This window comes from Actinoplanes sp. NPDC023714 (genome assembly GCF_040639855.1).
GTDB lineage: Bacteria > Actinomycetota > Actinomycetes > Mycobacteriales > Micromonosporaceae > Actinoplanes.
In genome coordinates, this window is record NZ_JBFAAR010000012.1 from 112,271 (window position 1) to 138,524 (window position 26,254).

Consider the following 26,254-nt stretch of genomic DNA (forward strand, 5'->3'; position numbering starts at 1 on the left):
CAAGTGTACGGCATCGGAACGGACGCCCGGCGCGGGGTGTGCCGAATCGCCCCCGGGGCCGACTAGGATCGGTCGATGTCGTTTGTTGCTCGACAGGATCCGGTCGAATCCGAGCAGACCGTGCCCAGCCGCCCCGGCAGCATGGACCCGCAGGAGCTCGGCTTCACGCCGAAGGGCCCGATCGGCTGGCTGGCGCCTCTGCTGCTGCTCAGCACCGGTCTCCGAGCGTTGCTCGCGATCCTGTTCGGGGCGTATCTGGACAAGCGTGAGCTGCAGAACGCGCTCGACGACGACGTCTTCGACCATTCCTCCACCGCCGACGGCGATCTCTGGCTGGACTACGTGGCCGACCTCGGCGACGGGTTCGACGCGACGTATTCGATGGCCTATCTGCTGGCCCAGCCGGAGCTGGAGGTGGACGGCGAGCTGCTCCCCCGCGGCCGTCTGCTGCTGATGGGCGGCGACCAGGTCTATCCGCTGGCCAGCGGGGACGGCTACGAGAACCGGATGAAGGGTCCGTACCGCGCGGCCTTGCCGGAGGCGCCGGCCGGGGAGCCGCGACCCACGCTTTTCGCTTTGCCGGGAAACCATGATTGGTACGACGGGCTGACCGCTTTCCTGCGCCTCTTCGCCCGGCGGAAGGACGGTCACATCGGGGGCTGGCGCACCGAGCAGCGCCGTTCCTATTTCGCCGTGAAACTGCCGGCGAACTGGTGGCTTTTCGCGGTCGACGAGCAGTTCGGGGCGTACATCGACGACCCGCAGCTGATGTATTTCGAGCGGGCCGCCGCGCTGGTCGGGCCGGACGACCGGGTCATCCTGATGACGCCGTCGCCGACCTGGGTGAAGGCCGCCGAGTCGCCGGAGAAGTACGACGCCGTCGACTACTTCATCCGGACCATCCTCGCGCCGACCAGGGCGCATGTCCGGGTGCTCGTCTCCGGCGACCTGCACCACTACGCCCGATACACCGGCGAGGACCGCGAGTTGATCACCTGTGGCGGGGGCGGCGCCTACACGGTGGGCACCCAGAACCTTCCGGCCGAGCTCACGGTGCCGCCGAAAGAGACGCTGACGCGCAGCAAGAGCCGCAGCCGGACGTACGGATTGAAGGAAAGCTTTCCGGACGCGGAGACATCTCGCCGCTGGGGGTGGGGTGTCTTCCACCGGCTGCCGCGCCGGAACGCCGGGTTCGCCACCATGCTCGGCATCATCCAGACGCTGACGATGCTGGCGATGGCCGGCGCGGCGGCGGCCCGGCAGGACGGCAGCATCCTGCGGCTGTTCACGATCCCGCTGGTCCTCATGCTGCTGGTGGTCCTGGCGGCGACGGTGCTGTTCGCGCAGCCGCCGGGCGCCTCCTCACCGAAACACGCGCGGCACTGGATTCTGGGCCTTCTGCACGGTTTCGCCCAGATCGCGCTGGCGGCCGGCGGCACTTTCGTCTGGCTGCGGCTGGACTTCCGGGATTGGGCGTGGCCGCTGCCGCTCGTGGTGGCCGCGGTCGTCTACGGGCCGGTCATCGCGATCCTGTCGACCCAGCTGACCGCGGCGTACCTGCTGATCGCGGCCCGGTTCGGGGTGAACGTGAACGAGCTCTTCGCCGGTCAGGGCATCGAGGACGGCAAGAGCTTCCTGCGGATGCACATCCACGCCGACGGCACGCTGACCATCCACCCGATCGGCCTGCTGAAGGTCTGCCACGAGTGGCGGCCGGATCCGCAGGGTGATCCGGAGGCGCCGTGGTTGCGCCCCGGCGAGCCGCTGATCCCGCACCGGATCGAGCCGCCCGTGAAGGTCGTCTAGCCCTCGGCGTTGTATTTCGCGTCGTGCGCCTGCCGGGGGCCGCAGACCGAGGCCCGGCTGCAGGAGCAGCGTGACCCGTCGGCGTCGAGTCGCACCACGACCTCGTCCTTCGGGACGCTGTGGCCGACGACCCGGCCGTCACCCTCCGGGGTCGTGACGCGGGTGCCGACGGCCGGCGCCGAGGCCTGGAACTTCGTGTAGAGCGGGTGTTCGTACTTGAGGCAGCACATGAGCCGCCCACACGCGCCGGAGATCCGCAGCGGGTTGAGCGGCAGATCCTGATCCTTCGCCATCCGGATGGTCACCGGTTCGAAATCGGTCAGGAAGGTCGCGCAGCACAGATCGCGCCCGCACGAGCCGATGCCGCCCTGCACGCGGGCCGAGTCACGCGCGGAGAGCTGCCGCAGCTCGACTCGGCAGTGCAGGGTCGCGCCGAGGTCGCGCACCAGGGATCGGAAGTCGACGCGGTGCGGCGCCGTGAAGTAGATCGTGGTGCGGGCGCCGCCGGGCCCGCCGTCGGCGGCGGCCTGCTCGAGCACGTGGTCGATGGCGACGACCTTCATCGGCAGGTCATGCGCCTTGATCAGTTTCTTGGCGGCCACCTTCGCCTCGGCCTTGCGCTTGCGCAACAGCTCGTCGCGGCGCAGATCGTGGTCGGCCGCGATGCCGGCCACCTTGGGGAACCCGGAGGTGTCCTCGTCGACCCATTGCGGCGCCCAGACGCACTCCGCCACCTCGGGTCCGTCGTCGGTCGGCACCAGAACGCGGTCGCCGACGCCGGGCGTGAACCCGTTCGGATCGAGGTAGTAGAGGCGGCCGTACCGGTTGAAGCTGACCGCGCACAGCATGCCCATGCGACAACCCTACGACGCTCGGCAAGCCGTACCAAATGCCGGATTTGAACTACCCGCGCGGGTTGTCGCATAGATGCCGCGCAACCGGCCCAATCGACCTTCGTTGGCCAGTCCCGTAGACGACGCCTCGAAGGGAACTGCCATGACACCCGCAAGGTCGGTGGCCGCCGGATCGATGGCTGCCAGTGTTGTCGCCCTGAGCCTCGTGGGTGCGTTCCCGGCGCCCGCCCAGGCTTCCTGCAAGAAGTCGGGGACTCACGCGGCGCAGTCGGGTGCGCAGTTGCTCCGGATCAATCGGCTGGAATTCCCGGCTTCTGTCTCTTCGCCTTCGAAGCCCGCGGCGTCAAACGGGGCGCCGGAAGAATCACCGCATGGCTCTGCGAGTGAGGGAAGCGGTGGTCAAGGTGGGTGGTCTGGCGCGATCTCCGAGCAGAGCCATTTGCGTACGGGGGGCAGCACACCGGAGCCGGCCCCCGCCATCAGTGGGGTCGCTCTCGGCGACGCCCGCAGCGTCCTGATCGCCAACGGCACGATCAAGTCGGCGGCCGCGGCCCGGGCGCTGGACGGCCGTCTCTCCGGCAGCCCGTCGCGCAACGACCTGGTCGTGCAGCAGGCCCCGCCGGACAACCGCAAGGCGGCCGAACAGCGCCTGACCGCAAAGCGCTTCGGCCCGCTGCGCGCCGGCTCGGGGTCGCTCTCCGCCCACGCCCGCTGGAACGACAACCTCTCCTGCCCGACCGAGAAGAGCGCGGTTGCAAGCGCGAAGGGCGCGGCCGCGAGCGCGAAGGGCGCGGCCGCGAGCGCGAAGGGCGCGGCCGCGAGCGCGAAGGGCGCCGCCGCCAGCGGGAAGAGCGCCGCCGCCAGCGGGAAGAGCGCCGCCGCGAGCGCAAAGGGCGCCGCCGCCAGCGGGAAGAGCGCCGCCGCGAGCGCGCACGGCTCGGCCGCGGGCGCGCCGGGCTCGGCCGCGGGCGCGGCGGGCGCGCCGGGCTCTGCGGCGACCGCCGAGGCGTCGATCGCGAAGACCGAGCTCAACCGGATCTCGGTGGCCGGGGGCGGCAACCAGTCGCTCATTCGCGTACCGGAAAAGCTGACCGGCACGAGCACCACCGGCCTGCGCGTGCGCGACGGCGAGGCGGAGACGATCGCGACGGCCACGCTCGACGCCGGCAAGCTGGCGCTGGCCGACGGCGAGGTGCGCATCCGGGTGCTCCGGGCCGCCACGCTGCGGGTCAGCATGTCGGCGGCGGGCCGCGGCGAGGCCGAATACGAGCCCGCCGCCATCGAGGTGACACACCGGGACGGCGAAAAGACCGTCCTCGACACGGTCGGTGACCGAAAGGAGATCACTCTGGGTGAGGAGTCGACGATCCTGGAGTCGCTGCCCGGTCGCGTGACCAAGGCCGACCCGCTGCCACTGCCGTCAATTCCCGGCCTGCCCCTCCTGACCGAATCCCCCTTCGGCGAATCGGCCCTCAACGGGTCGCGTTCCGGAGAGGGTGATTCCAGTCGTTCGGGTACCGCCAAGAGCGACGCCGGCACGACGGGATCGGATGCCGAGGGCACCGGCGAGGCCGATTCGGAGGCGGCTGGCTCCGAGGCGGCTCGCTCGGGTGCGGCTGGTTCGGGTGCGGCTGGTTCGGGTGCGGCTGGTTCGGGTGCGGCTGGTTCGGGTGGGGTGGAGAGCGGGTCCGCCGGTGGGGCGAAGCTGCGGATCTCTCTGGGAGCGGTGCGGCAGGCCACTGAGGGCAAGGCGATCGCGGCGCGGGCTACGGCCATCAGGATCTCGGTGGTGCGCTCGGGTGACGGGCGCGGCAAGTCCGGCTATTCGTCTGCCGTGGTCGCCGATCTCGGGCTGGGGATGCTCGAAGGCGCTGCCGTCGCGCCTCGGCGCGGAACCGTTGCGCAGGCGGGCGCCGACTCGCCCACCGGTGGTAGCTCGCCCGCCGGTGGCGGCTCGCCCTCCGGTGTGGGTGCCGGCGCTGCTGGGCTGCCGATCACCGGGCCGGGTCTGATTCCGTTGCTGCTGGCCGGTTCCGGCATGGTGATCGGTGGGGTGTGTGCGCTGTTCCTGGGTGGCCGCCGGCGTCGGGAAGTGTGACCGCTGAGGGATCGCCGGGAGTGTGGCTTCCGGGCCTGTGAGCTCCTGTCGGCCGGGGAAGGGTGCTTCTGGGCGGGCGTTGGCAGTGGCAGGCCGGGAAACACTGTGGACGGTCGTCGGGTGGCGGCCCGCGGCCGTCCGCTTTTCCCTGCTGCTCTTGCGGGCTGGTCAGGTGGTTGCCGCGGTTTGCAGGGTTGCCGCCTCGTCGATCAGGGGTTCGCCTCTGTCGTAGCTGTCGGCGACTGTCTGGAGCAGCGGGGCTGCCAGGTCGGCTGCGAGGCGGGCCTCTTCGGCTGGGGAGAGGGCCCCGGGCAGTGGGGTGCCGGAGAAGGTTGCGCTGTTCAGGGTGGTGCCGTCGGGCAGAGGGCTTGGGGCGGCGGCGCCGGAGAGGATGATTCCCGGTTCGGCGGTGGGTGGTGGGGCGGAACGGGGGCCTGCCGCCGCGTTGGGGAGAGCATCAGCGGGTGGGGTGGCCGGTGTGGGGGTGCCGGTCGTCAAGGTCACCGCCTCCTGGGAGATCAGGGCCGCGGCCAGGACCGCCGCCAGGTCGCCACGGGACCGCGCCATCCAGGCGGTGAGAGCGTCGGCCAGATCGGCTGTTGCCCGCATGCGGTGGCCCAGACTTCCCGGGCCCCCGTTCAAGTGTTCTGCGGTACGGCGACGCTTGAGGTCGTACGCATCGGCGGCCTCGCCCTCCCACTCACCCGGCGGCGGAAGGGAGTCGGCGACCGCCGCGTAGGCCTGGGCGTCGGCCCGCAGCTCGGACACGGCGTCGAGGATGGCCTCCGGGTCGAGGGCGCCCACCGCCCTGGCCGCGTCGCCGGGAAGCAGGCGCACCCGGCGCAGCTCGCGCCAGACCGGATGGCCCTCGGGGGCGCCGATCGTGGAGAGCACGTGGTCCACGCGATCCAGCAGAGGGCTCGCGGCGTCCAGCAGGTGGTCCAGCCTGTCCATCATTCAAGACCTCCGGCCCACCGGATTTCTGGCACCGGCATTCAGATCTCCCGCTGGAACCTGTGGCGGACCGTCTCGTCGGTATCGGCATAGGCTCTCGCGCTCGACCGAACAGAATCGGCCATCTCGGTCAGGGTGGCGTGTGCGTTCGCCGCCTCGCGGGCCCTCGCGGCCAGCACGGCGGTCCAGCCGGCGTAGAGCGCGCGGCCGATCCGGCCCGGACGGCCGGCGTCGTCGGCCCCGAACGCGGCGGCGGCCGGGGTCAGCAACGGCATCTGTCGGTCCATCGTCGACAGTACGGCCGCCGCGTTGTCGATCTGGTCGGCGAGTCGGTCCACCTCAGTGCCCCTCCAGCGTGCGGAACGATCCGAAAACTTCGCCGTGCAGTTTTTCCCTCGCCCAGCGGGCGGCCTCGGCCGCGCCCACCACGGCGGCCTTGATCTCGGCCGCGAACGCCGCCGGATCGCGGTGGCGCAGTTCACCGTGCAGCCGGACGTCCACGATGGCTCCGGCGGCGGTGACCACCACCTCGATCGAATGGTCGGGTGAGTGCACCGAGACGGAGTGCTCCGAAACCGCGCGATCGAATTCGGCCCGCAGATCTTCAATACGTCGATATCGCTCGATCGCTTCGTCGATCCACGCTTCGTCGATCTCGCGGGCCATTCCGGCTCCTCACCGCGTGTCATGCCGCCGTAGCGTTCCGGCATCAGACCGTACCGCTTCAGTGACGGTCCCGCTACGCCGGGAAGGTCCCCTGTGGATGACCGAAAGTCCAGCAGCGGACCGTCACCTAGATCGGCTTCACGGTCACGGAGAGTGATTCACCGGCGGCCGCGTGCCGCGGATGTCGGACCGGGGCAATACCATCGTCGGGTGGGTGACGTCTTTGCGGAACTGGTGGGGCAGGACGAGCCGGTGGAGACGCTCCGCCGGGCGGCTGCCGCCGCTGCTCGTGCCGTCGTGGGAGACACGGCCGGCGCGGGCGGGATGACGCATGCCTGGATCTTCACGGGGCCGCCGGGAGCGGGGCGTTCGACGGCGGCGCGGGTGTTCGCGGCCGCTCTGCAGTGCGAGCGGGACGGCTCCGGGTGCGGCGAGTGCCACGGATGCCACACGACGCTGGCCGGGACGCACGCCGACGTGCGAGTGGTGGTCTCCGAGGGACTCTCGATCGGCGTACGGGAGATGCGCGAGCTGGTGCTGCGCGCGGCCAGCTCGCCGTCGTCCGGCCGCTGGCAGGTGGTCATCGTCGAGGACGCCGACCGGCTCGGTGAGCGGGCGAGCAACGCGCTGCTCAAGGCCGTCGAGGAGCCGTCGCCACGGACCGTGTTCCTGCTCTGCACCCCCTCGGTGCACCCCGACGACATCTCGGTGACGATCCGCTCCCGGTGCCGGCTCGTGGCGCTGCGCCAGGCGCCGGCCGCCGCGGTGGCCGAGGTGCTGGTCCAGCGGCACGGGATCGACCCCGAGCAGGCAGCGTGGGCGGCCGCCGCGGCGCAGGGCGACGTCGAGCGGGCACGGCAGCTCGCCACCGACCCGGAGGCGCGCCTCCGCCGCGACGAGGTGCTCGCGGTGCCGCGCCGGCTCAGCAGCATCGGCGCCTGCTTCGACGCGGCACAGACCATGGTCAACTCGGCCCGCCGCGAGGCCGCCGACGCCGTGGTCGACGTCGACGCGGCCGAGAAGGCGGCACTCGAGCAGGCGCTCGGCGCGGGCGGCACCGGCCGCGGCGCGACCACGGCGATGCGGGGCGCGGCCGGCCAGATCAAGGAGCTGGAGAAGAAGCAGAAGTCCCGGGCCACCCGCTCCCAGCGCGACGCGCTCGACCGGGCACTCAAGGACCTGGCCGGCTTCTACCGGGACGTGCTGGTCACCGGCCTGCGCGCGCCGGTCGCGGTGGTGCACGCCGACATCGCCCAGGTCTCCGCGGCCGCCGCCGAGCGGTGGGCTCCGGAGAGCGTGCTGCGGCGGCTCGAGGCGGTGCTGGCCTGCCAGGACGCCATCGAGCGCAACGTGAAGCCGGACATCGCCCTGGAGGCGATGATGGTCACCCTCTGGCGCGGCTGAGAGCGCGTCAGGTGGAGGGGGCGTTCTCCGGGTGGGCCTCGTCGACCAGGGTGAGGAGGGTGGCGAGACGCGCCGTGACCGCCGCTGAGATCTGCTCGACCGGCTGGGCCGCGTCGAGGACCAGGTATCGCTTCGGGTCGGCGGCGGCCAGGTCGAGGAAGGCGTAGCGCACCCGCTCGTGGAAGGCGCGCGACTCGCTCTCCAGCCGGTCGGCGTCGCCGCCCCGGGAGTCGACGCGGGTGAGGCCGACGCCGGGTTCGACGTCGAGGAGCACGACCAGGTCGGGTTTGAGGCCGCCGGTGGCCCACGACGACAGCCAGGAGATCTCCTGGACCGGCAGGGTGCGGCCGGCGCCCTGATACGCCAGCGACGAGTCGACGTAGCGGTCGCTCACCACGACGGCGCCGCGGGACAGGGCCGGCCGCACGACGGTGGCGACGTGGTGGGCCCGGTCGGCGGCGTACAGGAGGGCTTCGGCCCGGGCCGACGGGGAGTCCTCGCCCTTGTTCAGCACGAGGCCGCGGATCCGCGAGCCGAGGTCGGTGGCGCCCGGCTCCCGGGTGACCACGACGTCCCGGCCCTGCGCGCGCAGCGCCTCGGCGAGCAGCGTGACCTGGGTCGACTTGCCCGCGCCCTCGCCGCCTTCGAAGACCACGAAGACGCCGGCCTGCACGAACGACTCGGCCGGGGAGAGCGGGCGCCCGCGCAGCGAGCCCCAGAGGTCGGCGAGGACCGGTACGCCGCGCTTGTCGTCCATCTGCCGGAACGACCCGATGCCGACCCAGATGCCGACCGCGCCCGCCACCAGCAGCAGCACCCGGGTCGCGGAGACGTCGAACCCGACCGGGCCGAGGTCGACGCGGCGGGAGCTGCCGAGGCCGACCAGGAAGCCGGCCAGGGTGATCGCCAGGAGCAGGACCATCCGGACGCCGATCTGCACGACGGCGAAGACCCGGCCGCGCAGTTCGTCGGCGATCTCGCCGTAGAGCAGGGTGGTGCCGGCCAGGAACGCCATGCCCGCGCCGGCGCCCACCAGGAGCGCGCCGACCAGCGCCATCGACAGGTGGAAGGCGAGGCCGAGGAACATCACCGAGCCGCTGGCGAGCACGATGCTCATGCCGAACCAGCGGCGGCGGGAGAGCTCCCGGACGATCATCGGGCCGAGGCCGATGCCGAGCGCGAGGCCCATGAAGATGGTGCCGAAGAGCAGGTAGAAGGCGGCTTCACCGGCGCCGAGCGAGACCGCGTAGGTCCGGGCCGCGCCGATCACCACACCGCCGGCCGCGAAGGCGCCGAAGATGCCCACGACCAGGCCGCGGACCAGCGGCGTGCTGCCGATGTACTTCCAGCCGGCCATGAACTGCTTGGACATGCTCTGCTCGGCGGCCATCTCGCGCGCCGGGCTCTTGCCGCCGATCTCCTTGATGCCGAAGAACACCACGATCGCGGTGGCCAGCCGGGAGAACGCGTTGATGTAGAGGGCGATCTGCACCGGCTGCGCCCAGTCCGGCAGGGTCGCGCCGGACTGCTGGAGACCCGCCGTGAGCGCGGAGAGCGAGAGCGCCGCGAGGATCGGGGTGATTCCGTACGTGGTGACGAGCGTGAGCTGGTTGGAGATCTCGATCCGCGACTTCGGGATGAGGTTCGGGACCGCGGCCTCCTTCGCCGGGATCCAGATCAGCGTGATCGTCTCGCCGAGGAAGGTCGCGATCGTGGCCCACGCGACGGTCAGCGCCGGGGAGCCGCCGAACAGCGGGACGAGCGGGATCGACAGGTAGATCACGAATCGCAGGAGGTCGACGATGACCATGGTGTAGCGGCGGTCGAACCGGTCCGCAATGACACCGGCGATGGGTCCCAGGAGAAGAGCGGGGAGCAATCGTACGGCGATGGTCCCGCCGAACGCGGCTCCCTGAGCCGCCGGGTTGTCGAACTGGGCCGAGGCGAAGAGGCCGGTCGCGAGGATACCGATCCAGTCACCGAACGAGGCCGCCGCGAGGACGAGCCAGAGCCGGCGGAAGCCGCGGAGTCGCAGGACGGACCGCAGCGCTGCCGCCCCGGAGAGGTCGACAGGGCCGCTGTCCTGGCGCTTGTCGGTACTGATGGCCCCTACCTCCCGTGGTCACTTGCCCGGAGCACTGTAACCGGCCGCGGCTCAGCGGGCGGACCAGCACGTTCGGGTGGCGTAGAGATGAATGTCTTTCGCGTTGCCTTCGGTAACAGTTAACGTACTCGCGTGCTCACTGACCGCATCGCCCTGCGCCAGCGACTCGACAAGGCCACCGACCACCTGGAGACCCCGGTCGCCGCGGTGGATCTGGCCGCGTTCGACGGCAACGCCACCGAGCTGACCCGGCGCGCCGCCGGCAAGCCGATCCGCGTCGCCAGCAAATCGGTACGGTGCCGCGCCCTGCTCGAACGCGTCCTGGCCCGGCCGGGATGGCGGGGCGTCATGGCGTACACGCTGCCCGAGGCGATCTGGCTGGTGCGGACCGGCGTGACCGGCGACGTGCTGGTGGCGTACCCGACGGCGGACCGGGCCGGGCTGCGCGAGCTGGCCGGCGACCCGGAGCTGGCCGCGGCCGTCACCGTCATGGTCGACCACGCGTCCCAGCTCGACCTGATCGACCAGACCTCGGCGCCGGGCAGCCGCCCGCCGATCCGGCTCTGCCTCGACGTGGACGCCTCCTGGAAGCCGGCCGGGCCGCTGCACGTCGGCGTCCGCCGCTCCCCCGTGCACTCGGCCGCGCAGGCCGGCACGCTGGCCCGGCAGATCAGCGTGCGGGAGGGATTCCGGCTGGTCGGCGTGATGTCCTACGAGGCGCACATCGCCGGCGTCGGCGACGACCCGCCCGGCCAGGCACTCCGGGGCCGGGCCATCCGGATCATGCAGAAGCGGGCGCTGCCGGAGCTGCTGGAGCGCCGCGCCGCCGCGGTGCGCGCCATCCGCGAGCACGCCGAGCTCGAGTTCGTGAACGGCGGCGGCACCGGGAGCGTGGCCGCCACCAGCGCCGACCCGTCCGTCACCGAGGTGACCGCCGGATCCGGCCTCTACGGGCCGGCCCTCTTCGACGCCTATCGCACCTGGAAGCCCGCCCCGGCCGCGTTCTTCGCGCTCTCGGTGGTCCGCCGGCCGGCGCCGCGGATCGCGACCGTGCTGGGCGGCGGCTGGATCGCGTCCGGCCCGCCCGAGGCGTCCCGGCTGCCCACCCCGTACCTGCCGGAGGGACTGCGGTTCAAGGCCGACGAGGGCGCCGGTGAGGTGCAGACACCCCTGCTCGGCGCGGCCGCCGACGAGCTGCGCCCCGGCGACCGGGTCTGGTTCCGGCATGCCAAGGCCGGCGAGCTGTGCGAGCGCGTCAACGAGTTGCAGCTGATCGACGGTGACACAGCGACGCCGGCCCCTACGTACCGCGGAGAAGGGCGTGCCTTCCTTGGCTAGAGGAAGATCAGGCGTCGACGTGGCGGTGGAGGTATTCCCTTATCAAGGCCTTCGCCTCGACGAGCACGGCCTCGTCGCCGGTGGGGTCGCGCCGGAACGCCAGCTTGATCAGCGCGTCCGCCGCCTCCACCGAGATCTGCAGCGCGAACCGCAGGCGTACCCGGTCGATCAGCTGGAACTGCTCGACCAGGAGCTCGGCCAGGCGCTCGGCGATGACCGCGTTGTTGTCGCGGTCGGAGTCGAGCAGGTGCAGGTCGACCACGTCACCGAAGTGCAGCGTCCGGAAGCCGGGGACGCTGCGGTGCATGTGGATGTACCCGTCGATCGCGGCGTCGACGGCGTCCCACCAATGGGTGAACGTCTCGCTCGCGAATCGGTCGGAGAGGCTCTGCAGGTACGCATCCATGTTGCGCAGCGCCAGAGCCTGAACGATGGCCCTCTTGTCCGGGAAGAACTGATAGACCGAGCCGATGGCGACCTCGGCGCGCTCGGCGAGCAGGGTGGTGGTCAGTCCTTCGTAACCGACCTCGTCCACCAGCTCGGCGCAAGCGTCGAGCATGCGCTGTACCCGGGCAACGCTTCTGCCCTGCACCGGAACCCGCCTCAGCGGTCCGGTGCTGACGGTTGGTGTCGACACGCGTCGCCACTCCCTCTCAGCAGAGAGACCCATTCATGACGGACTACAGATGGTCATGAATGAATCTCAGTGTTAAATCGAACGTTACTCGGATCAACGAGCGAGGCGCATCGACGGGACGCCAGGTGCCGGTGTCCGCTCGGATGGAGGACAAAAGCCGGAATGACTACACCCGTCAACGCGCGGCGCTGGACCAACTGGGGACACAACCAGGAATCCGTCGCGGAGGTTCTGACCCCGGGCGGCATCGACGAGGTCGCCGCTTCAGTGAACCAGGCCGCGGCAAACGGGCGGCGGGTGAAAGTGGTCGGCAGCGGGCACTCGTTCACCTCCATCGCGGTCGCCGACGACCAGCGGATGACCGTGCACCGGCTCAACCAGCTCGTCGCGATCGACGGCCCGCTCGTCACCGTGCAGGCCGGCATGAAGCTCTCCGCCCTCAACGCGCTGCTAGCCGCGAACGGGCTGGCCCTGCCGAACCTCGGCGACATCGACGAACAGACGGTCGCCGGCGCCATCTCGACCGGCACGCACGGCACCGGTGCGGGCCACTCCACCCTGGCGTCCTGCGTGGAGGCGGTGACCATGGTGACCGCGGCCGGGAAGGTCGAGCGGTTCACCGTGGACTCCCCGGAGTTCCCGGCGGTCCGGCTCGGGCTCGGCGCGCTCGGCATCCTGGTCGAGGTGACGCTGCGCTGCGTGCCCACGTTCGTGCTGGAGGCCGACGAGCGTCCGATGTCGCTCGCCGACGTGCTGGCCGGGATGGCCGACTGGATCCCGGCGTACGACCACGTCGAGTTCTTCTGGCACCCGTACACCGATCGGGCGCTGCTCAAGCGCAACCGGATCGCGGAGGCGGACGACAGGCCGCTGCCGAGGTTCCGCGGCTGGCTCGACGACGACTTCCTCTCCAACACCGTCTGGGAGCAGGTCTGCAGGCTGGGCCGGCGGATCCCGAGGACGGTCCCGGCACTCAACGGATTCGCGGCCCGGGCGCTCAGCCCGCGCACCTACACCGGCCGCTCCGACCAGGTCTTCTGCTCGCCGCGGCGGGTCAAGTTCACCGAGATGGAGTACGAGATCCCGCGCGCGGCCCTGCCCGAGGTGCTGGAGGCGCTGCCGCGGATCTACGACGTGCTGCCGTTCAAGGTGCAGTTCCCGGTCGAGGTGCGGTTCACCGGCCCGGACGACATCTGGCTCTCGCACGGGTACGGCCGGGAGTCCGCGTACGTCGCCGTGCACCAGTTCATCGGCGCCGAGTACGAGCCGTACTTCCGGGCCGTCGAGTCGATCTGTGAGCCGCTCGGCGGCCGGCCGCACTGGGGGAAGCTGCACTACCGGACCGCAGCGGACCTGCGGCCGGTCTATCCGAAGTTCGACGACTTCGTGGCGGTCCGCGACCGCCTCGACCCGGCCCGGGTCTTCACGAACGAATACCTGGACCGGGTGCTGGGCAGCTAGATCACTCCGAAGCGGCGGCGGTGGCCTTGCGGGGCGCCGCCTTCTTGGCCGGAGTGGCCTTCTTGGCGGCCGTCGTCTTCTTGGCGGCGGCCGTCTTCTTGGCCGGCGCGGCCTTCTTCTCCGCGGTCGTGGCGGCCTTCTTGGCCGGCGCCTTCTTCGCCGCCGCCTTCTTCTTCGGGGCCGGGCCCTTCGCCCGCTTCTCGGCGAGCATCTCGGACGCCTGCTCGAGGGTGAGCTCCTCGGGCGTCTGGCCGCGCCGCAGCGAGGCGTTGTACTCGCCGTCGGTCACGTACGGGCCGAAGCGGCCCTCCTTGATGATCAGCGGCTTCTCGGTCGCCGGGTCGTTGCCCATCTCGCGCAGCGGCGGTTTCGCGGCCCGGCGCTGACGGGTCTTCGGCGCGGCCAGCAGGGCCAGCGCCTCGTCCAGGGTGACCGTGAAGAGCTGGTCCTCGGACTCCAGCGAGCGGTAGTCGTCGCCGCGCTTCACGTACGGCCCGAACCGGCCGTTGTTCGCGATGATCTCGTTGCCCTCGGCGTCCTTGCCGATGCTGCGCGGCAGTTCCAGCAGCTTCAGCGCCTGCTCCAGGGTGAGCGTGTCGGGCGCCTGGTTGCGCAGCAGCGACGCCTTGCGCTCACCGCTCTGCACGTACGGTCCGAAGCGGCCGGACTTGAGCTGCACGGCCTCGCCGGTCGACGGGTCGTCGCCGAGGCTGCGCTCGCCGCCCCCGCCGAGGAAGAGCTCGTTGACCTTCTCCGGGGTGAGCTCGTCGGGCGCCACGCCCTCCGGGATGGAGGCCCGGTCGCCGGGCGACTCCTCCTCGGCGCCGGGCGTCTGGCGCTGCAGGTAGGGCCCGTACCGGCCGACCCGGACGACGACGTTGCGGCCGTCGGAGTCGGTGAAGAGCGGGATGGAGTTGACCGCCCGGGCGTCGATCGCGCTCAGGTTGTCGGTGACCATCTTCTTCAGGCCGCCGGCCTTCGCGATCGCGTCGTCCGCGCCGGGCGTCTGGCTGCCGAAGTAGAAGGAGGTGAGGAAGTCGGACGCGGCGTGGTCGCCACCGGCGATGTCGTCGAGCTGCGTCTCCATCGAGGCCGTGAAGTTGTAGTCGACGAGCCGTGGGTAGTGCCCCTCGAGCAGGCCGATCACGGCGAACGCCAGGAACGACGGGATCATCGCCTGGCCGCGCTTCTCCACGTACCCGCGGTCCTGGATGGTCCGCATGATCGACTCGTAGGTCGACGGGCGGCCGATGCCCAGCTCCTCCAGCGCCTTCACCAGCGAGGCCTCGGTGTAGCGGGCCGGCGGCGAGGTGTGGTGGCCGACCGCGGCGAGCTCGTCGGCGGTCAGCGGCTGGTCCTTCACCAGGTTGGGCAGCCGGCGCTCGGCGTCCTCGGCCTCGGCGGTCTCGTCGTCGGACGACTCCACATAGGCACGCAGGAAGCCCGGGTCGGTGATGGTCTTGCCGGAGGCCGCGAAGTCGACCTCCTCGTTCGAGGTGGAGATCGCCCGGATCCGGACCGAGACCGAGTTGCCGACCGCGTCGGTCATCTGCGACGCGATGGTGCGGCGCCAGATCAGCTCGTAGAGCTTGAACTCGTCGGTGCTCAGCTCCTTGGCGACCTCGCCCGGGGTCCGGAAGTTGTCCCCGGCCGGGCGGATCGCCTCGTGCGCCTCCTGCGCGTTCTTCGCCTTGGTGGTGTAGCGGCGCGGCTGCGGCGGCACGTTGTTGGCGCCGTACAGCTCGGCGATCTGCCGGCGGGCCGCGGCGATGGCCGTCTCGGAGAGGTTCACCGAGTCGGTACGCATGTAGGTGATGTAACCGTTCTCGTACAGCTTCTGCGCGGTGCGCATCGTCTGCGAGGCCGAGAAGCGCAGCTTGCGGGCCGCCTCCTGCTGCAGCGTCGAGGTGATGAACGGCGCGTACGGCTTGCGCCGGTACGGCTTCTCCTCGACCCGGGTGACGGTGAACGGCCGGTCCTCCAGACGGGCGGCCAGCCCGCGGGCGCCGCTCTCGTCGAGGTGCACCACCCCGGCGCCCGGCTTGACCTGGCCGGTGGTGGGTTCGAAGTCCTTGCCGGTGGCGACGCGGTCGCCGTCCAGGGCGATCAGCGTGGCCTGGAAGCTGCGGGCCCCCTCGGCCTGCCCCTGCACGGAGAGGGAGGCCAGGATGTCCCAGTACTCCGCCGAGCGGAACGCCATCCGCTGCCGCTCGCGCTCGACCACGATCCGGGTGGCGACCGACTGCACACGCCCTGCGGAGAGCTTCGGCATCACCTTCTTCCACAGGACCGGGCTGACCTCGTAGCCGTACAGCCGGTCCAGGATGCGGCGTGCCTCCTGAGCGTCCACCAGGGAGCGGTCGATCTCGCGCGGGTTCGCGACGGCGGCCTGGATGGCCGGCTTGGTGATCTCGTGGAAGACCATCCGCTTGACCGGCACCTTGGGCTTGATCGTCTCGACCAGGTGCCAGGCGATGGCCTCGCCCTCGCGGTCCTCATCGGTGGCGAGGAAGATCTCGTCCACCTCTTTCGCCAGCTTCACCAGCTTGGCGATCTGCTGCTTGCGGTCCTGCGACACCACGTAGAGCGCCTTGAAGCCGTTGTCGACGTCGACCCCGAGCCGGGCCCAGGCCTCGTCCTTGTATTTGGCGGGGACGTCGGCGGCGTTGCGCGGCAGGTCACGGACATGGCCGAAGGAGGCCTCGACGAAGTAGTCGGGGCCCAGGTAACCGGCGATCGTCTTGGCCTTCGACGGGGACTCGACGATGACCAGACGGGTCGTCCTGGCGTTACTCGGCACGGCACTCCCAGCTATCGAACTCGGCAGCGGCAAGGCTCGGCGCTGCTATCAGACTCGGCGCTCCCCGGCTCTCCCGGCGGGGCACAGACGTTCAACGTAACGCGCCGGACAAGCCTGCATTCCCGGGGAACCCCGCAGTCGGATGGTAACGGTCCGGCCACCGCATGCGTCCGACCGCGACACCGTACACCGGGAAACCGGTGTCGTGTCGGACACAATCCAGGAAGATCACGCAGCTGCGCCGCCTGGCCAGAGCTCGATCGGAGCTGCCGGCGGCCGTTCGCCGACCAGCTCGGCGAGTCGCGTCACCCGGCGGCGCCCGGTGATGAGATAGACACGTCCGTCATCCGACACACGGCCCGCCAGACCGGCCCGGACCAGCGCGGCTTCCACCGGAGCGGCATCCTTCGCGGGGTCCAGGCCGAGTCCGTATCCGCCGGCTCGGGGCCCGCCTGCGGCGGCCACCCAGAGCCGCAGCCGGGGTCCGCTGAGGAAGAGCTGGGCGGCGGCCTGCGGCCAGCCGGTGGCGAGGGCGTTCAACCTCCGGGAGTACGAGGTACGCACCTCGAACACCGGCTGCGGCGGCTCCGGCTCGACGGCTTCGGGGTTTTCCTCCCCGGATGACGGTTCTTCGTCCGGCGGGGACTCCTCGCCACGGTGCTCCGGGCGTACGGAATCGGGGGTGATCGAAGCCCAGGTGGCATCCAGGCCGCGCGTCCGCAGCTCCTCGACCAGCACATGGACCCGCCACGCGGCGTCCACCTGAACCCAGATGCGCGCGGTGCCACCCATCCGGCCCAGGTGGCCCGGACCGGCCAGCAGACCCGCCAGGTCGGCCGGCGAGGGCTCGGTGGTCTCGGCGCCGAACATCGGCAGCTGGTGACCGGCGCGCCGGCCCGGCACACCGCGCGGCACCGCCCTCTTCGCCACCGGCACCGGCGGAGGAAGGATCTCGCGCGGTATCAGCGGCTGCCCCGCGTCGGTCATCTCACCGGCCCTGGTTCACTGACATTCGGGAAGCGAGTCGAAGGCCTGCCGCAGCTCCACCGACTCCAGCTCGGTGGTGTCCAGGTTGCTCTTCTCGTAGTCCGCGTTGAGCCGGTCGAGCACCTTCCCCACCTCGGTGTAGAAGGTCTTCGTGGGACGGGTGGAGAGGCCCTCGATGCCGGTGCGGGCCTGGCCGTAGGCGTCCCGGATGCCGGCCAGCGAGCCCAGGAAGCCGTCCGCTATCCGCTCGCCGTCGTCCACGGCCGGCACGCCGGCGCGCTCCACCCCGGCACGGGCCGCCTCGCTCGCCGACGCGGCGCCGTCGAAGAGCCGGCTCAGGTTCTCCTTGGCCTGGCTCGGCGTCGTCTCCGCCGTCATCTGCGCCTGCGCCCGGCTGGTCAGCGAATCGATCTCGCTGCGCCAGGGGGTCAGGGCGGTGCAGACCGACGCCGCCCAGGCCTGCGCTCCGGGCTGGCCGGAACAGGCGCTCAGCGGCACGGCGAGCACGAGGACGAGAGCCAGGGAGATCGGTCGGACCGCGCGCATGGGAGCAGAGTACGGCCACAGGCGGACACTCCACACGCCTCGATCGAGTCATAGCGAAGGGCACCCGGTGACCGGGTGCCCTTCATGATGCGATTCGTCCTGGTCAGACGTTGTCCTTCACCCGCGAAGCGGAGGTCTCGCGGGTGTCGTGCACGGCCTTCGCGGTGTCCGCGGCGCCGGCGGCCGACGCCGTGGCCGGGTCGTCACCCATCGAGATCGGCTTACGCTTGCTCCAGATCACCGCGGCCGAGACGATCGCCACAGCGAGCACCGCCACACCGATCCGGATGCCGACGCTGGCGTCGTCGCCGTAGCTGACCGCCACGACCGCCGGGGCGATCAGCAGCGACACCAGGTTCATCACCTTGAGCAGCGGGTTGATCGCCGGACCGGCGGTGTCCTTGAACGGGTCACCGACCGTGTCGCCGATCACCGTGGCGGCGTGCGCCTCGGAGCCCTTGCCGCCGAAGGCGCCGTCCTCGACCAGCTTCTTCGCGTTGTCCCACGCGCCGCCGGAGTTGGACAGGAAGACCGCCATGAGCGTGCCCGCGCCGATCGCGCCGGCCAGGTAGGACGCGAGCGCGCCCGGGCCGAGGCCGAAGCCCACCGCGATCGGGGCGGTGATCGCCAGCAGGCCGGGGGTGAGCAGCTCGCGCTGCGCGTCCCGGGTGCAGATGTCGACCACGCGGCCGTACTCGGGGCGCTGCGAGTAGTCCATGATCCCCGGGAACTCGCGGAACTGGCGGCGGACCTCCATCACCACGGCGCCCGCCGAGCGGGAGACCGCGTTGATCGCCAGGCCGGAGAAGAGGAAGACCACCGCTGCGCCGACCAGCAGGCCGACCAGGCTGCGCGGGTTCGCGATGTTGAGCACCGCGAGGATCTCGGCGGCCGTGTCGGTCACCCCGGCGTCGGCCATCGAGTCGGCCAGGCTGTTCGTGTACGACCCGAACAGCGCCGTGGCGGCGAGCACCGCCGTGGCGATCGCGATGCCCTTGGTGATCGCCTTCGTGGTGTTGCCGACCGCGTCCAGCTCGGTGAGGGTCTGCGCGCCACGCTCGTCGATGTCGCCGGACATCTCGGCGATGCCCTGCGCGTTGTCCGAGATCGGGCCGAACGTGTCCATCGCCACGATCACGCCGACCGTGGTGAGCAGGCCGGTGCCGGCCAGCGCCACGGCGAACAGCGACAGGGTGAGCGACGAGCCGCCGAGCAGGAACGCGCCGTAGACGCCGGCGCCGAGCAGCAGGGCCGAGTAGACCGCCGACTCCAGGCCGACGCTGATGCCGGCCAGGACCACGGTGGCCGGGCCGGTCTGCGACGACTTGCCGATGTCCTGCACCGGGCGCCGGTTCGTCTCGGTGAAGTAGCCGGTCAGCGCCTGGATCGCGGCGGCCAGCACGATGCCGATGACGACCGCGCCGATCGCGACGAGCTGCGGGTTCTGGCCGCTGGCGAGGATGTCCTCGGCGATGCCGGTGTCGCCGAACCCGGCGAAGGTGTCCGGCAGGTAGACGAAGCTGACCACGGCCACCGCGATCGCCGAGATCGCGGCCGAGATGTAGAAGGCCCGGTTGATGGCGGTGAGGGCGTTGCGGTCGCTCTTCCGCAGCCGGGTGATGAAGACCCCGATGATCGCGATCAGCACGCCGATCGTGGAGACGATGAGCGGGAAGATCAGGCCGTCCTGGCCGAACGCGGCCTGGCCCAGGATCAGCGCGGCCACGAGCGTCACGGCGTACGACTCGAAGAGGTCGGCGGCCATGCCGGCGCAGTCACCGACGTTGTCGCCCACGTTGTCCGCGATGGTGGCGGCGTTGCGCGGGTCGTCCTCGGGGATGCCCTGCTCGACCTTGCCGACCAGGTCGGCGCCGACGTCCGCGGCCTTCGTGAAGATGCCGCCGCCGACCCGCATGAACATGGCGAGCAGCGCGGCGCCGAAGCCGAAGCCCTCGAGCACGGTCGGCGCGTCCCCCTTGAAGATCAGGACGACGAGCGCGGCGCCGAAGAGGCCGAGGCCCACGGTGAGGAAGCCGACCACACCACCGGTGCGGAACGCGATCCCCATCGCCTTCTCCCGGCCGCCCTCCTCGCCGGCGGCCGCTGCCACCCGCAGGTTGGCCCGGGTCGCCAGCGCCATGCCGGCGCCGCCGATGAACGAGCTGAAGATCGCGCCGACGATGAAGAACGCCGACCTGCCGATCTTGACGAGCGTCTCGTTCTCGGTGGCGTGCACCGGAAGCAGGAACAGCAGAACGACCGCGATCACCACGAAGATCGCCAGGGTCCGGAACTGCCGGATCAGGTACGCCGAGGCGCCTTCCTGGACGGCTCCGGCGATCTCCTGCATCTTCGGGGTGCCACGCCCGGTACGCAGCACCGATTGCACGAACATCGCGGCGAAACCGAGCGCCACCAGCGCGAACGCCAACGCGACGACGACGTAGGAGAGGTTCTCACCACTCAGGGACACCCCGCCACCCTCGGCGGCGAGGTCTATCGAGGTCCCGGACATCAATGTCCTCCTGTACACACCGACCGCACCCGGACGGTGGACGAGACCTCCGGGCACATTGTTCAAGCCCGCGGACGCGGACCAGCAGTAGCTGATAACTCGCGTACTGTATAGGGCCGATATGGCGGTCGTCACACCTCAATGCAGCCGTGTCGCGGTGATGTTTGCCGTTGTGTTACGGCCAGGAGAAGTGGGTATAGGGGTTCGTTGATCTATTGCCGCTGCTTGATCCGCTGTGGGATCAGCGACGGGCCACCGGCCAGATCATGCGGACCTCGGTGCCCGGGCCGTCATCCACCGGACGCACCTGCAAATCATCCACAAAACCCGCAAGAAGGGCAAAACCGACACCCGTGGTGAGCGCGTCGTCGGTCAGCGACTCGTCGGCGAGCTCGTCCGGGGGCAGCTTCGCCAGCCCCACGCTCGCCTCGATCGGGGCGTGGTCGATGACCCGGACCGTGTACGAGTCCGAGTCGGACATCTCCACGGTCACCAGGTCGGTGAGGCCGTACTGGCGGTGCAGGGTCACGGCACGCGTGCACGCCTCACCGATGGCGAGCCGGACCTCGTCGAGCAGCTCCTCGGCGACCCCGGCCCGGCGGGCGACCGCGACACCGACCAGCCGCGCGGTGCGCACGTGCACCGGGGCCGGCGAGAAGGAGAGCCGAACAGTAGCCATCACGAAGCAGAACCGCTGCCGTCGCGCTCGGTGGCCGCTTCGACCGTCGGGAAGATCGGGAAGACCTGATCGAGCGCGGTGATCCGGAAGATCTTGAGGAGTGGCTCCTTCGCGCAGACGAGCCCGAAGCTCCCGTGCGCGGTGCGCAGGCGCTTCAGGGCGCCGACCAGCACGCCGAGGCCTGTCGAATCCAGGAACTCGACGCGTTCCAGATCGACGACCACGTCCCGGGCACCCGCGTCCACCAGCTCGATCAGCCGCTCACGCAGCCGGGGAGCGGTGTAAACGTCGACCTCACCACCGACTTCGAGCACGGTGTGCCCGGCGACCGTCCGGTCCGCCAGCGACAGCTCCATCGGTCCTCCTCCCTGATCTCCCCCCGCGAAATCTAACCACCGACCGGTAGCGGGCGACGCGTGGCACCCACCGTCCTACCCGTTTGAGGTTCGGGGCATACCGGTGTCACAGTGCAATGCGTGACCTCCACCGCCTTCGGACCTGCTGAGCTGCTGCATCGGCTGCGAGCTCGCGGCGCCGCGGCGGAGGCGTCCCCGATCACGCACATCGAGCGGGTGCCACCCCGGTCCGGACGGCAGGCGCCGTGGCCGGCCTGGACCGACCCCGGGGTGCGCGACGCGCTCACCGCGCGGGGGATCACCGCACCGTGGGAGCATCAGGCAGCCGCCGCCACCCTCGCCTGGGAGGGCACGCACGTCGTGCTGGCCACCGGCACCGCGTCGGGCAAGTCCCTCGCGTACCAGCTGCCGGCTCTCAGCGCGCTCGCCACGGACCCTAAGGCGACGGTGCTCTATCTGTCACCTACCAAGGCGCTCGCGGCGGACCAGCTGCGGGCCGTGGCCCGCCTCGGCCTGGACGGCGTGCGTCCCGCCACGTTCGACGGCGACACCGCCCGTGAGGAGCGCGAATGGGTGCGCCAGCACTCCCGGTTCGTGCTCACCAATCCGGACATGCTGCACCACTCGATGCTGCCGGGACACGCACGCTGGGGGGTCTTCTTCCGCCGCCTCGCGTACGTGGTGATCGACGAGTGCCACACCTACCGGGGCGTGTTCGGCTCCCACGTGGCCCACGTGCTGCGACGACTGCGCCGGACGGCGGCCCGCTACGGCGCCGACCCCACCTTCATCCTGGCCTCGGCGACGTCCGGCGACCCGGCCGGCGCGGCGTCCCGGCTGACCGGCCTCCCGGTGACAGAGATCACAGAGGACGCGTCGCCTCGCGGCGGCGTGACGTTCGCCCTGTGGGAGCCGCCGCTGCTGCCGCAGTCCTCGATCTCCATTCCGGATGATGCGGACGACTTCGTGGATGTCGAACTCCCTCCGATCCGGCGGTCGGCTCTGCGCGAGACCGCCGACATGCTCACCGACGCGGTCGTGTCCGGCACCCGGACGCTCGCCTTCGTCCGGTCCCGGCGCGGCGCCGAGGTGGTCGCCTCGATGACCCGGCGCTCCCTCGACGAGGCCGTCCCCGGTCTCGGCGAGCGGGTCGCCGCCTACCGGGGCGGATACCTCCGCGAGGACCGGCGGGCCATCGAGCGCGCGCTGCTCACCGGCGAGCTGCTCGGCCTCGCCTCGACGAACGCGCTCGAGCTCGGCGTCGACCTGCGCGGCCTGGACGCCGTGCTGATCTGCGGATACCCCGGCACCCGGGCGTCGCTCTGGCAGCAGGCGGGCCGGGCCGGGCGGGCCGGCGGGGAGGCGCTCGCCGTGCTCGTCGCCCGGGACGACCCGCTCGACACATACCTCGTCCACCACCCCGAGGCGATCTTCGGCCGGTCCGTCGAGGCGACCGTGCTCGACCCGGCCAACCCGTACGTGCTCGGGCCCCAGCTCTGCTGCGCCGCCTCCGAGGCGCCGATCACCGACGCCGACCTGGAGCTGTTCGGCGGCCCGGCGGCGGCCGCCGCGGTGCGGGCGCTGGTCGACGAGGGCGCGCTGCGGCGCCGGCCGTCCGGCTTCTACTGGACGCATCGCGGCCGCCCCGAGGTCGACCTGCGCGGCACCGGCGGCGCGCCGGTCGCGGTCGTCGAGGCGTCGACCGGCCGGCTGCTCGGCACCGTCGACCACGGCTCCTCGCACGTGATGCTGCACACCGGGGCGGTCCACCTGCACCAGGGCGTCTCGTACCTGGTCGACGAACTCGACCTGGAGGACGCGATCGCCCTCGTGCACCAGGAGGAACCGGACTGGACGACGCACGCCCGCGACGTCACCAACCTGTCCGTGGTGAACGTCCGGTCGTACGTGGACGCCGGCCCGGTCGGGCTGTTCCTCGGCGAGGTCGACGTCACCAACCAGGTGGTGTCCTACCAGCGCCGCCGCATCGGCACCGGCGAGGTCATCGACACGAGGCCGCTCGACCTGCCGGTGCGCGAGCTGAGCACGGTCGCCGTCTGGTTCACCGTCTCCCCGGAGGCCCTGGCCGGCGCCGGCATCGAACCGGCCGACTTCCCGGGCGCGCTGCACGCCGCCGAGCACGCCGGCATCGGCCTGCTCCCGCTGATCGCCACCTGCGACCGCTGGGACATCGGCGGCCTCTCCACGGCGAACCACGCCGACACCGACATGCCGACCGTCTTCGTCTACGACGGCCACCCGGGCGGCGCCGGTTTCGCGGAGCGGGCGTACGCGGTGGCCGCCGAGTGGCTCCAGGCCACCCGCGAGGCGATCGCGTCCTGCGTGTGCGAGGCAGGCTGCCCGTCCTGCGTCCAGTCCCCGAAATGCGGCAACGGCAACAACCCGCTCGACAAGGACGCGGCCGTCACCGTCCTGGACGTCGTCCTCGCCGCCCTCGCCGCACCCCGGCCGCAGGTCCCCGCTCAGTCCGCCCCGGCCGCCGGGGCGTAGACCGGGCCCGCGCGGGCCGCCGCCTCGGCCCTGCCCAGCCGGCCGGTCGTCACCTCGGTCCGTACGACGATCCGCAGGCCGTCGAGGGTGCAGGAGGACATCCGGGCGCGGTTGCGCTCGACGATCCGCCCGGCGGCGGCGCAGGCGGTCTCCCGGCCGAGGATCGCCTGCTGGGCGCCGGCCAGGGCGCCCAGGTCGGCGGCGTTGCGGGCCTCCCGGCGGGCCACCTGGGCGGCGCCCACGGCCGCGGCGGCCAGGCCGGCCGCGAGCAGGACCAGACCGAGCGCCAGGATGAGGATCGACGCGGCGCCACGATCACGGCGTCCCGGTCCGGGGCTCATTCCCGGACCTGCTCGGGCTCGCGGGCGGCATGGGACTCGGCCCGCAGGGTCATGGCCGGCAGGTGGGCGCCGAGCACCCGTACCCTCGCCTCCACCACCACCGTGACCGTCTCCCCCTCCTCGGCCACCCGGATCTCGGCGCCCGGCGGCGCCAGCCGCGACGCCGGGGCCGGCGATTCGCCGCGAGCGGCCGCCACCGCGGCCTCGCGGGCCGCGTCGAGACATCGCGCCTGGTCCATGACCGCCGAGACGGCCGTGATCCCGGCGTAGAACAGCAGCATCAGCGCCGGCAGCCCGGCCGCGAGCTCGGCGGTGAACGCACCCCGGTCCCGGCCGGGCCGCCGGCGCCCGCTCACTTCAGCGCCTTCTCGATGATGCCGCCGAGCGCCTGCTGCACGGCCGGACTCGAGACCACCTTGAGCAGGATGCCGGCGAAGGCCACCGCGGCGAGCGTGCCGACGGCGTACTCGGCGGTGCTCATTCCGGCGTCGCCGGCCTCGGTGCGGAGCCGCCGGAAGCGGGTGACGAGGTTGTGCACGTGATCCTCCTCGGATAGGCGGCACGGCGACCTGCCGTGCCGGCATTGCGAAGGCGCGGCGGAGAACCGCGCCGGGTCTCGGACGGCACGGCGGCCTGCGACGGCCGCGCCGGGTTTGGGCGGCGGCCTGCGGCGACCGCGCCGGGTCTGGGATCGGCGGCTTCACAGCACGTCACCGAGGACGGCGATCAGGACCGGCACCAGGCCGGCGAGCAGGAACGCCGGCAGGAAGCACAGGCCCAGCGGCAGCACGATCAGGACGCCGGCGCGCTGGGCGGCCGCCTCGGCGGCGATGGTGCGGTCGGAGCGGAGGTCGGCGGCGAGGCGTTCCAGCGCACCGGCGAGCGCCCCGCCGCTGGCGCTGGAGCGGATCGCCGCCGCGACGAGACGTTCCGATCCGGGCAGGCCGTCCAGGTGCGCCCAGGCCTCGGCGGGTCCGGCGCCGAGGCGCAGCGACCGTGCCGCCCGTTCCAGCCGGGTGCCGAGGGGCCCGCCGAGCGCGTCCGCCACGGCCGCCGCGGCCCGATCCACCGGCGCTCCGGCTCGCAGGGCCGCCGCCAGCAGATCCGCGCCGAGCGGGAGATCCGCGACCGCTCGCTGACGCTCACGCCGCGAGGCGGGCGATTCCCGGCGCCGCAGCGCGCGTTCCGCTCCGATCGCCGCGAAGAGCCCGAGGGGTACGCCGTAAGCACCGCCCACGAAAACCGCCACCCCGGCCCCGGCCAGCCCCGCCAGCACCAGCCGCGACCGGCGCCCGTCATCCGCCGGCCGCCGCGCCTCGCCCGCCGGACGCCCCACAACGCCCGCGAACACGCCCGCCGGACGCCCCGCAACGCCCAGGGAGCCGCCCGCAAGACGCCCCGCAACGCCCACGGAGCCGCCCGCAAGACGCCCCGCAACACCCGCGAACCCGCCCGCCGGACGCCCCGCATCGCTCACGGAGCCGCCCGCCGGACGCACGGCGCCGGACGGATGCCCGGCGCCGGCCCGCTGCCGGAGAGGCCCGGACAGATGCCGCAGCCGGTGACGGGACAACCGTGGACGGAGGACCAGCAGGATCGCGGCCAGGCCGACGCAGGCGGCCACCAGGGCGGTCATTTCGGGCCGTCCACGAGTCGCTGGGCCCAGCGCAGGCCGCCCGCCTGCAGGACCACCGCGGCGAGGGCGCAGGCAGCGCCGATCGGGGTACGCAGCAGCACGGCCATCGGGTCGGCGCCGATCGCGTATCCCAGGGCTATCCCGCCGAGCGGCAACGCGGCCAGCAGCAGTGCCGTGGCCTGCGCGCCGGCCGCCTGGGCGGCGGCGGTCGCGGCCGAACGGTCCGCCGAGCGGGCGTCCGCCTCGATCCGGTCGAGCAGGTCGGCGGCGGGCGCCCCGGTCTGTTCGGCGAGCCGCCAGACCGCACCGGCGAGTTCCCGGATCCGCCCGGCCCCGCCGCTCCCCTGCACACCGGAACCCGGCTGCACACCGGAGTCCGGCTGCACACCAGAGCCCGGCTGTACACCAGAGCCCACCTCGCGCCCGAATTGTCGCTCTCCGGTACAGCCACCGAAGCCACCGAGAGCGCCGGACGGGCCGGCTACCGGAACGAGGGACTGCGGGGGCAGGCCGGCTCTGAGGTCGGCGACCAGGGCAGCCAGCGCGTCCAGCTCGGCGGAA

The 26,254-nt window shown here is 71.8% G+C and carries 22 protein-coding genes and 1 pseudogene; 6 read left to right on the plus strand and 17 right to left on the minus strand.

The window, feature by feature from the left end; translation table 11 throughout:
* Nucleotides 1–75: 75 nt before the first annotated feature.
* Nucleotides 76–1,806, plus strand: coding sequence for a metallophosphoesterase (locus tag AB0G10_RS37345; RefSeq protein WP_360933110.1), 1,731 nt, complete (start codon nt 76–78; stop codon nt 1,804–1,806).
* Here the strand turns inward: AB0G10_RS37345 and ricT are convergent.
* Nucleotides 1,803–2,660 (minus strand): regulatory iron-sulfur-containing complex subunit RicT, encoded by an 858-nt coding sequence (gene ricT, locus AB0G10_RS37350; RefSeq protein ID WP_360933113.1) that lies wholly within the window; start codon nt 2,658–2,660, stop codon nt 1,803–1,805. The genes AB0G10_RS37345 and ricT overlap by 4 nt on opposite strands.
* A 160-nt stretch (nt 2,661–2,820) precedes the next feature.
* Here ricT and AB0G10_RS37355 point away from each other — a divergent pair, with 160 nt between their 5' ends.
* A complete protein-coding gene (locus AB0G10_RS37355; protein WP_360933116.1) occupies nt 2,821–4,758 on the plus strand; it encodes a hypothetical protein in 1,938 nt (645 codons plus the stop codon).
* A 168-nt stretch (nt 4,759–4,926) separates the two neighbouring features.
* On the opposite strand, the gene AB0G10_RS37360 is transcribed toward AB0G10_RS37355, so the two are convergent.
* The 3 genes from AB0G10_RS37360 to AB0G10_RS37370 are packed head-to-tail and all read right to left on the minus strand — an operon-like array spanning nt 4,927 to nt 6,378.
* Nucleotides 4,927–5,715, minus strand: coding sequence for a hypothetical protein (locus tag AB0G10_RS37360; RefSeq protein ID WP_360933119.1), 789 nt, complete (start codon nt 5,713–5,715; stop codon nt 4,927–4,929).
* Between the two features lie 38 nt (nt 5,716–5,753).
* Complete coding sequence (locus AB0G10_RS37365; RefSeq protein WP_360933122.1) at nt 5,754–6,050, minus strand: type VII secretion target; 297 nt, start codon at nt 6,048–6,050, stop codon at nt 5,754–5,756.
* 1 nt (nt 6,051) lies between these two features.
* On the minus strand, nt 6,052–6,378 hold the full coding sequence (locus AB0G10_RS37370) for a YbaB/EbfC family nucleoid-associated protein (RefSeq protein ID WP_360933125.1): 327 nt from the start codon (nt 6,376–6,378) through the stop codon (nt 6,052–6,054).
* A gap of 210 nt (nt 6,379–6,588) precedes the next feature.
* On the opposite strand from AB0G10_RS37370, the gene AB0G10_RS37375 reads away from it, so the two are divergent.
* Complete coding sequence (locus AB0G10_RS37375) at nt 6,589–7,782, plus strand: DNA polymerase III subunit delta' (RefSeq protein ID WP_360933128.1); 1,194 nt, start codon at nt 6,589–6,591, stop codon at nt 7,780–7,782.
* 7 nt (nt 7,783–7,789) lie between these two features.
* Here AB0G10_RS37375 and tmk read toward each other — a convergent pair whose 3' ends face one another.
* Nucleotides 7,790–9,829, minus strand: a complete 2,040-nt coding sequence (gene tmk / locus AB0G10_RS37380; protein WP_360933463.1) for a dTMP kinase — start codon at nt 9,827–9,829, stop codon at nt 7,790–7,792.
* Nucleotides 9,830–10,018: 189 nt separating this feature from the next.
* Here tmk and AB0G10_RS37385 point away from each other — a divergent pair, with 189 nt between their 5' ends.
* Nucleotides 10,019–11,224, plus strand: a complete 1,206-nt coding sequence (locus tag AB0G10_RS37385; RefSeq protein ID WP_360933131.1) for an amino acid deaminase/aldolase — start codon at nt 10,019–10,021, stop codon at nt 11,222–11,224.
* Nucleotides 11,225–11,231: 7 nt separating this feature from the next.
* Here the strand turns inward: AB0G10_RS37385 and AB0G10_RS37390 are convergent, their stop codons facing one another.
* A complete protein-coding gene (locus AB0G10_RS37390; protein ID WP_127545064.1) occupies nt 11,232–11,861 on the minus strand; it encodes a TetR family transcriptional regulator in 630 nt (209 codons plus the stop codon).
* Between the two features lie 162 nt (nt 11,862–12,023).
* Between AB0G10_RS37390 and AB0G10_RS37395 the strand changes: the two genes are divergently transcribed.
* On the plus strand, nt 12,024–13,322 hold the full coding sequence (locus tag AB0G10_RS37395; RefSeq protein ID WP_360933134.1) for a D-arabinono-1,4-lactone oxidase: 1,299 nt from the start codon (nt 12,024–12,026) through the stop codon (nt 13,320–13,322).
* 1 nt (nt 13,323) lies between these two features.
* Here AB0G10_RS37395 and topA read toward each other — a convergent pair whose 3' ends face one another.
* From topA to AB0G10_RS37425, 6 genes are all read right to left on the minus strand, one after another.
* On the minus strand, nt 13,324–16,122 hold the full coding sequence (gene topA / locus AB0G10_RS37400; protein ID WP_360933137.1) for a type I DNA topoisomerase: 2,799 nt from the start codon (nt 16,120–16,122) through the stop codon (nt 13,324–13,326).
* Between the two features lie 228 nt (nt 16,123–16,350).
* Complete coding sequence (locus AB0G10_RS37405) at nt 16,351–17,109, minus strand: hypothetical protein (protein ID WP_360933140.1); 759 nt, start codon at nt 17,107–17,109, stop codon at nt 16,351–16,353.
* Between the two features lie 15 nt (nt 17,110–17,124).
* A complete protein-coding gene (locus tag AB0G10_RS37410) occupies nt 17,125–17,655 on the minus strand; it encodes a hypothetical protein (RefSeq protein ID WP_360933143.1) in 531 nt (176 codons plus the stop codon).
* Nucleotides 17,656–17,758: 103 nt separating this feature from the next.
* A complete protein-coding gene (locus AB0G10_RS37415; RefSeq protein WP_360933146.1) occupies nt 17,759–20,170 on the minus strand; it encodes a sodium-translocating pyrophosphatase in 2,412 nt (803 codons plus the stop codon).
* Between the two features lie 241 nt (nt 20,171–20,411).
* Nucleotides 20,412–20,852, minus strand: a complete 441-nt coding sequence (locus AB0G10_RS37420) for an ATP-binding protein (protein WP_360933148.1) — start codon at nt 20,850–20,852, stop codon at nt 20,412–20,414.
* Nucleotides 20,849–21,205 (minus strand): STAS domain-containing protein, encoded by a 357-nt coding sequence (locus AB0G10_RS37425; protein ID WP_360933151.1) that lies wholly within the window; start codon nt 21,203–21,205, stop codon nt 20,849–20,851. Before AB0G10_RS37425 ends, AB0G10_RS37420 begins: the two co-directional genes overlap by 4 nt.
* 111 nt (nt 21,206–21,316) lie before the next feature.
* Between AB0G10_RS37425 and AB0G10_RS37430 the strand changes: the two genes are divergently transcribed.
* On the plus strand, nt 21,317–23,716 hold the full coding sequence (locus AB0G10_RS37430; protein WP_360933154.1) for a DEAD/DEAH box helicase: 2,400 nt from the start codon (nt 21,317–21,319) through the stop codon (nt 23,714–23,716).
* Here the strand turns inward: AB0G10_RS37430 and AB0G10_RS37435 are convergent.
* From AB0G10_RS37435 to AB0G10_RS37455, 5 genes and pseudogenes are all read right to left on the minus strand, one after another.
* Nucleotides 23,689–24,057, minus strand: a complete 369-nt coding sequence (locus tag AB0G10_RS37435; protein WP_360933157.1) for an Rv3654c family TadE-like protein — start codon at nt 24,055–24,057, stop codon at nt 23,689–23,691. The two genes, AB0G10_RS37430 and AB0G10_RS37435, sit on opposite strands and share 28 nt — an antisense overlap.
* Nucleotides 24,054–24,413 carry a TadE family type IV pilus minor pilin gene (locus tag AB0G10_RS37440; RefSeq protein WP_360933159.1) on the minus strand — a complete coding sequence of 120 codons (360 nt, stop codon included), beginning with the start codon at nt 24,411–24,413 and terminating at the stop codon, nt 24,054–24,056. The genes AB0G10_RS37435 and AB0G10_RS37440 overlap by 4 nt, the downstream gene beginning before the upstream one ends.
* Nucleotides 24,410–24,538 (minus strand): DUF4244 domain-containing protein, encoded by a 129-nt coding sequence (locus tag AB0G10_RS37445; RefSeq protein WP_360933465.1) that lies wholly within the window; start codon nt 24,536–24,538, stop codon nt 24,410–24,412. The genes AB0G10_RS37440 and AB0G10_RS37445 overlap by 4 nt, the downstream gene beginning before the upstream one ends.
* A 219-nt stretch (nt 24,539–24,757) precedes the next feature.
* Complete coding sequence (locus tag AB0G10_RS37450) at nt 24,758–25,393, minus strand: type II secretion system F family protein (protein WP_360933468.1); 636 nt, start codon at nt 25,391–25,393, stop codon at nt 24,758–24,760.
* Nucleotides 25,394–25,689: 296 nt separating this feature from the next.
* A pseudogene (locus AB0G10_RS37455) lies at nt 25,690–25,989 on the minus strand (hypothetical protein); the annotation flags it as partial.
* Nucleotides 25,990–26,254: the final 265 nt, after the last annotated feature.

Bases quoted from the DNA above. Each gene is read 5' to 3' on its own strand.
- AB0G10_RS37345 (WP_360933110.1), top strand. From the start codon at position 76: ATGTCGTTTGTTGCTCGACAGGATCCGGTCGAATCCGAGCAGACCGTG.
- ricT (WP_360933113.1), bottom strand. From the start codon at position 2,660: ATGGGCATGCTGTGCGCGGTCAGCTTCAACCGGTACGGCCGCCTCTAC.
- AB0G10_RS37360 (WP_360933119.1), bottom strand. From the start codon at position 5,715: ATGATGGACAGGCTGGACCACCTGCTGGACGCCGCGAGCCCTCTGCTG.
- AB0G10_RS37370 (WP_360933125.1), bottom strand. From the start codon at position 6,378: ATGGCCCGCGAGATCGACGAAGCGTGGATCGACGAAGCGATCGAGCGA.
- AB0G10_RS37395 (WP_360933134.1), top strand. From the start codon at position 12,024: ATGACTACACCCGTCAACGCGCGGCGCTGGACCAACTGGGGACACAAC.
- AB0G10_RS37405 (WP_360933140.1), bottom strand. From the start codon at position 17,109: ATGACCGACGCGGGGCAGCCGCTGATACCGCGCGAGATCCTTCCTCCG.
- AB0G10_RS37410 (WP_360933143.1), bottom strand. From the start codon at position 17,655: ATGCGCGCGGTCCGACCGATCTCCCTGGCTCTCGTCCTCGTGCTCGCC.
- AB0G10_RS37415 (WP_360933146.1), bottom strand. From the start codon at position 20,170: ATGTCCGGGACCTCGATAGACCTCGCCGCCGAGGGTGGCGGGGTGTCC.
- AB0G10_RS37425 (WP_360933151.1), bottom strand. From the start codon at position 21,205: ATGGAGCTGTCGCTGGCGGACCGGACGGTCGCCGGGCACACCGTGCTC.
- AB0G10_RS37435 (WP_360933157.1), bottom strand. From the start codon at position 24,057: ATGAGCCCCGGACCGGGACGCCGTGATCGTGGCGCCGCGTCGATCCTC.
- AB0G10_RS37445 (WP_360933465.1), bottom strand. From the start codon at position 24,538: ATGAGCACCGCCGAGTACGCCGTCGGCACGCTCGCCGCGGTGGCCTTC.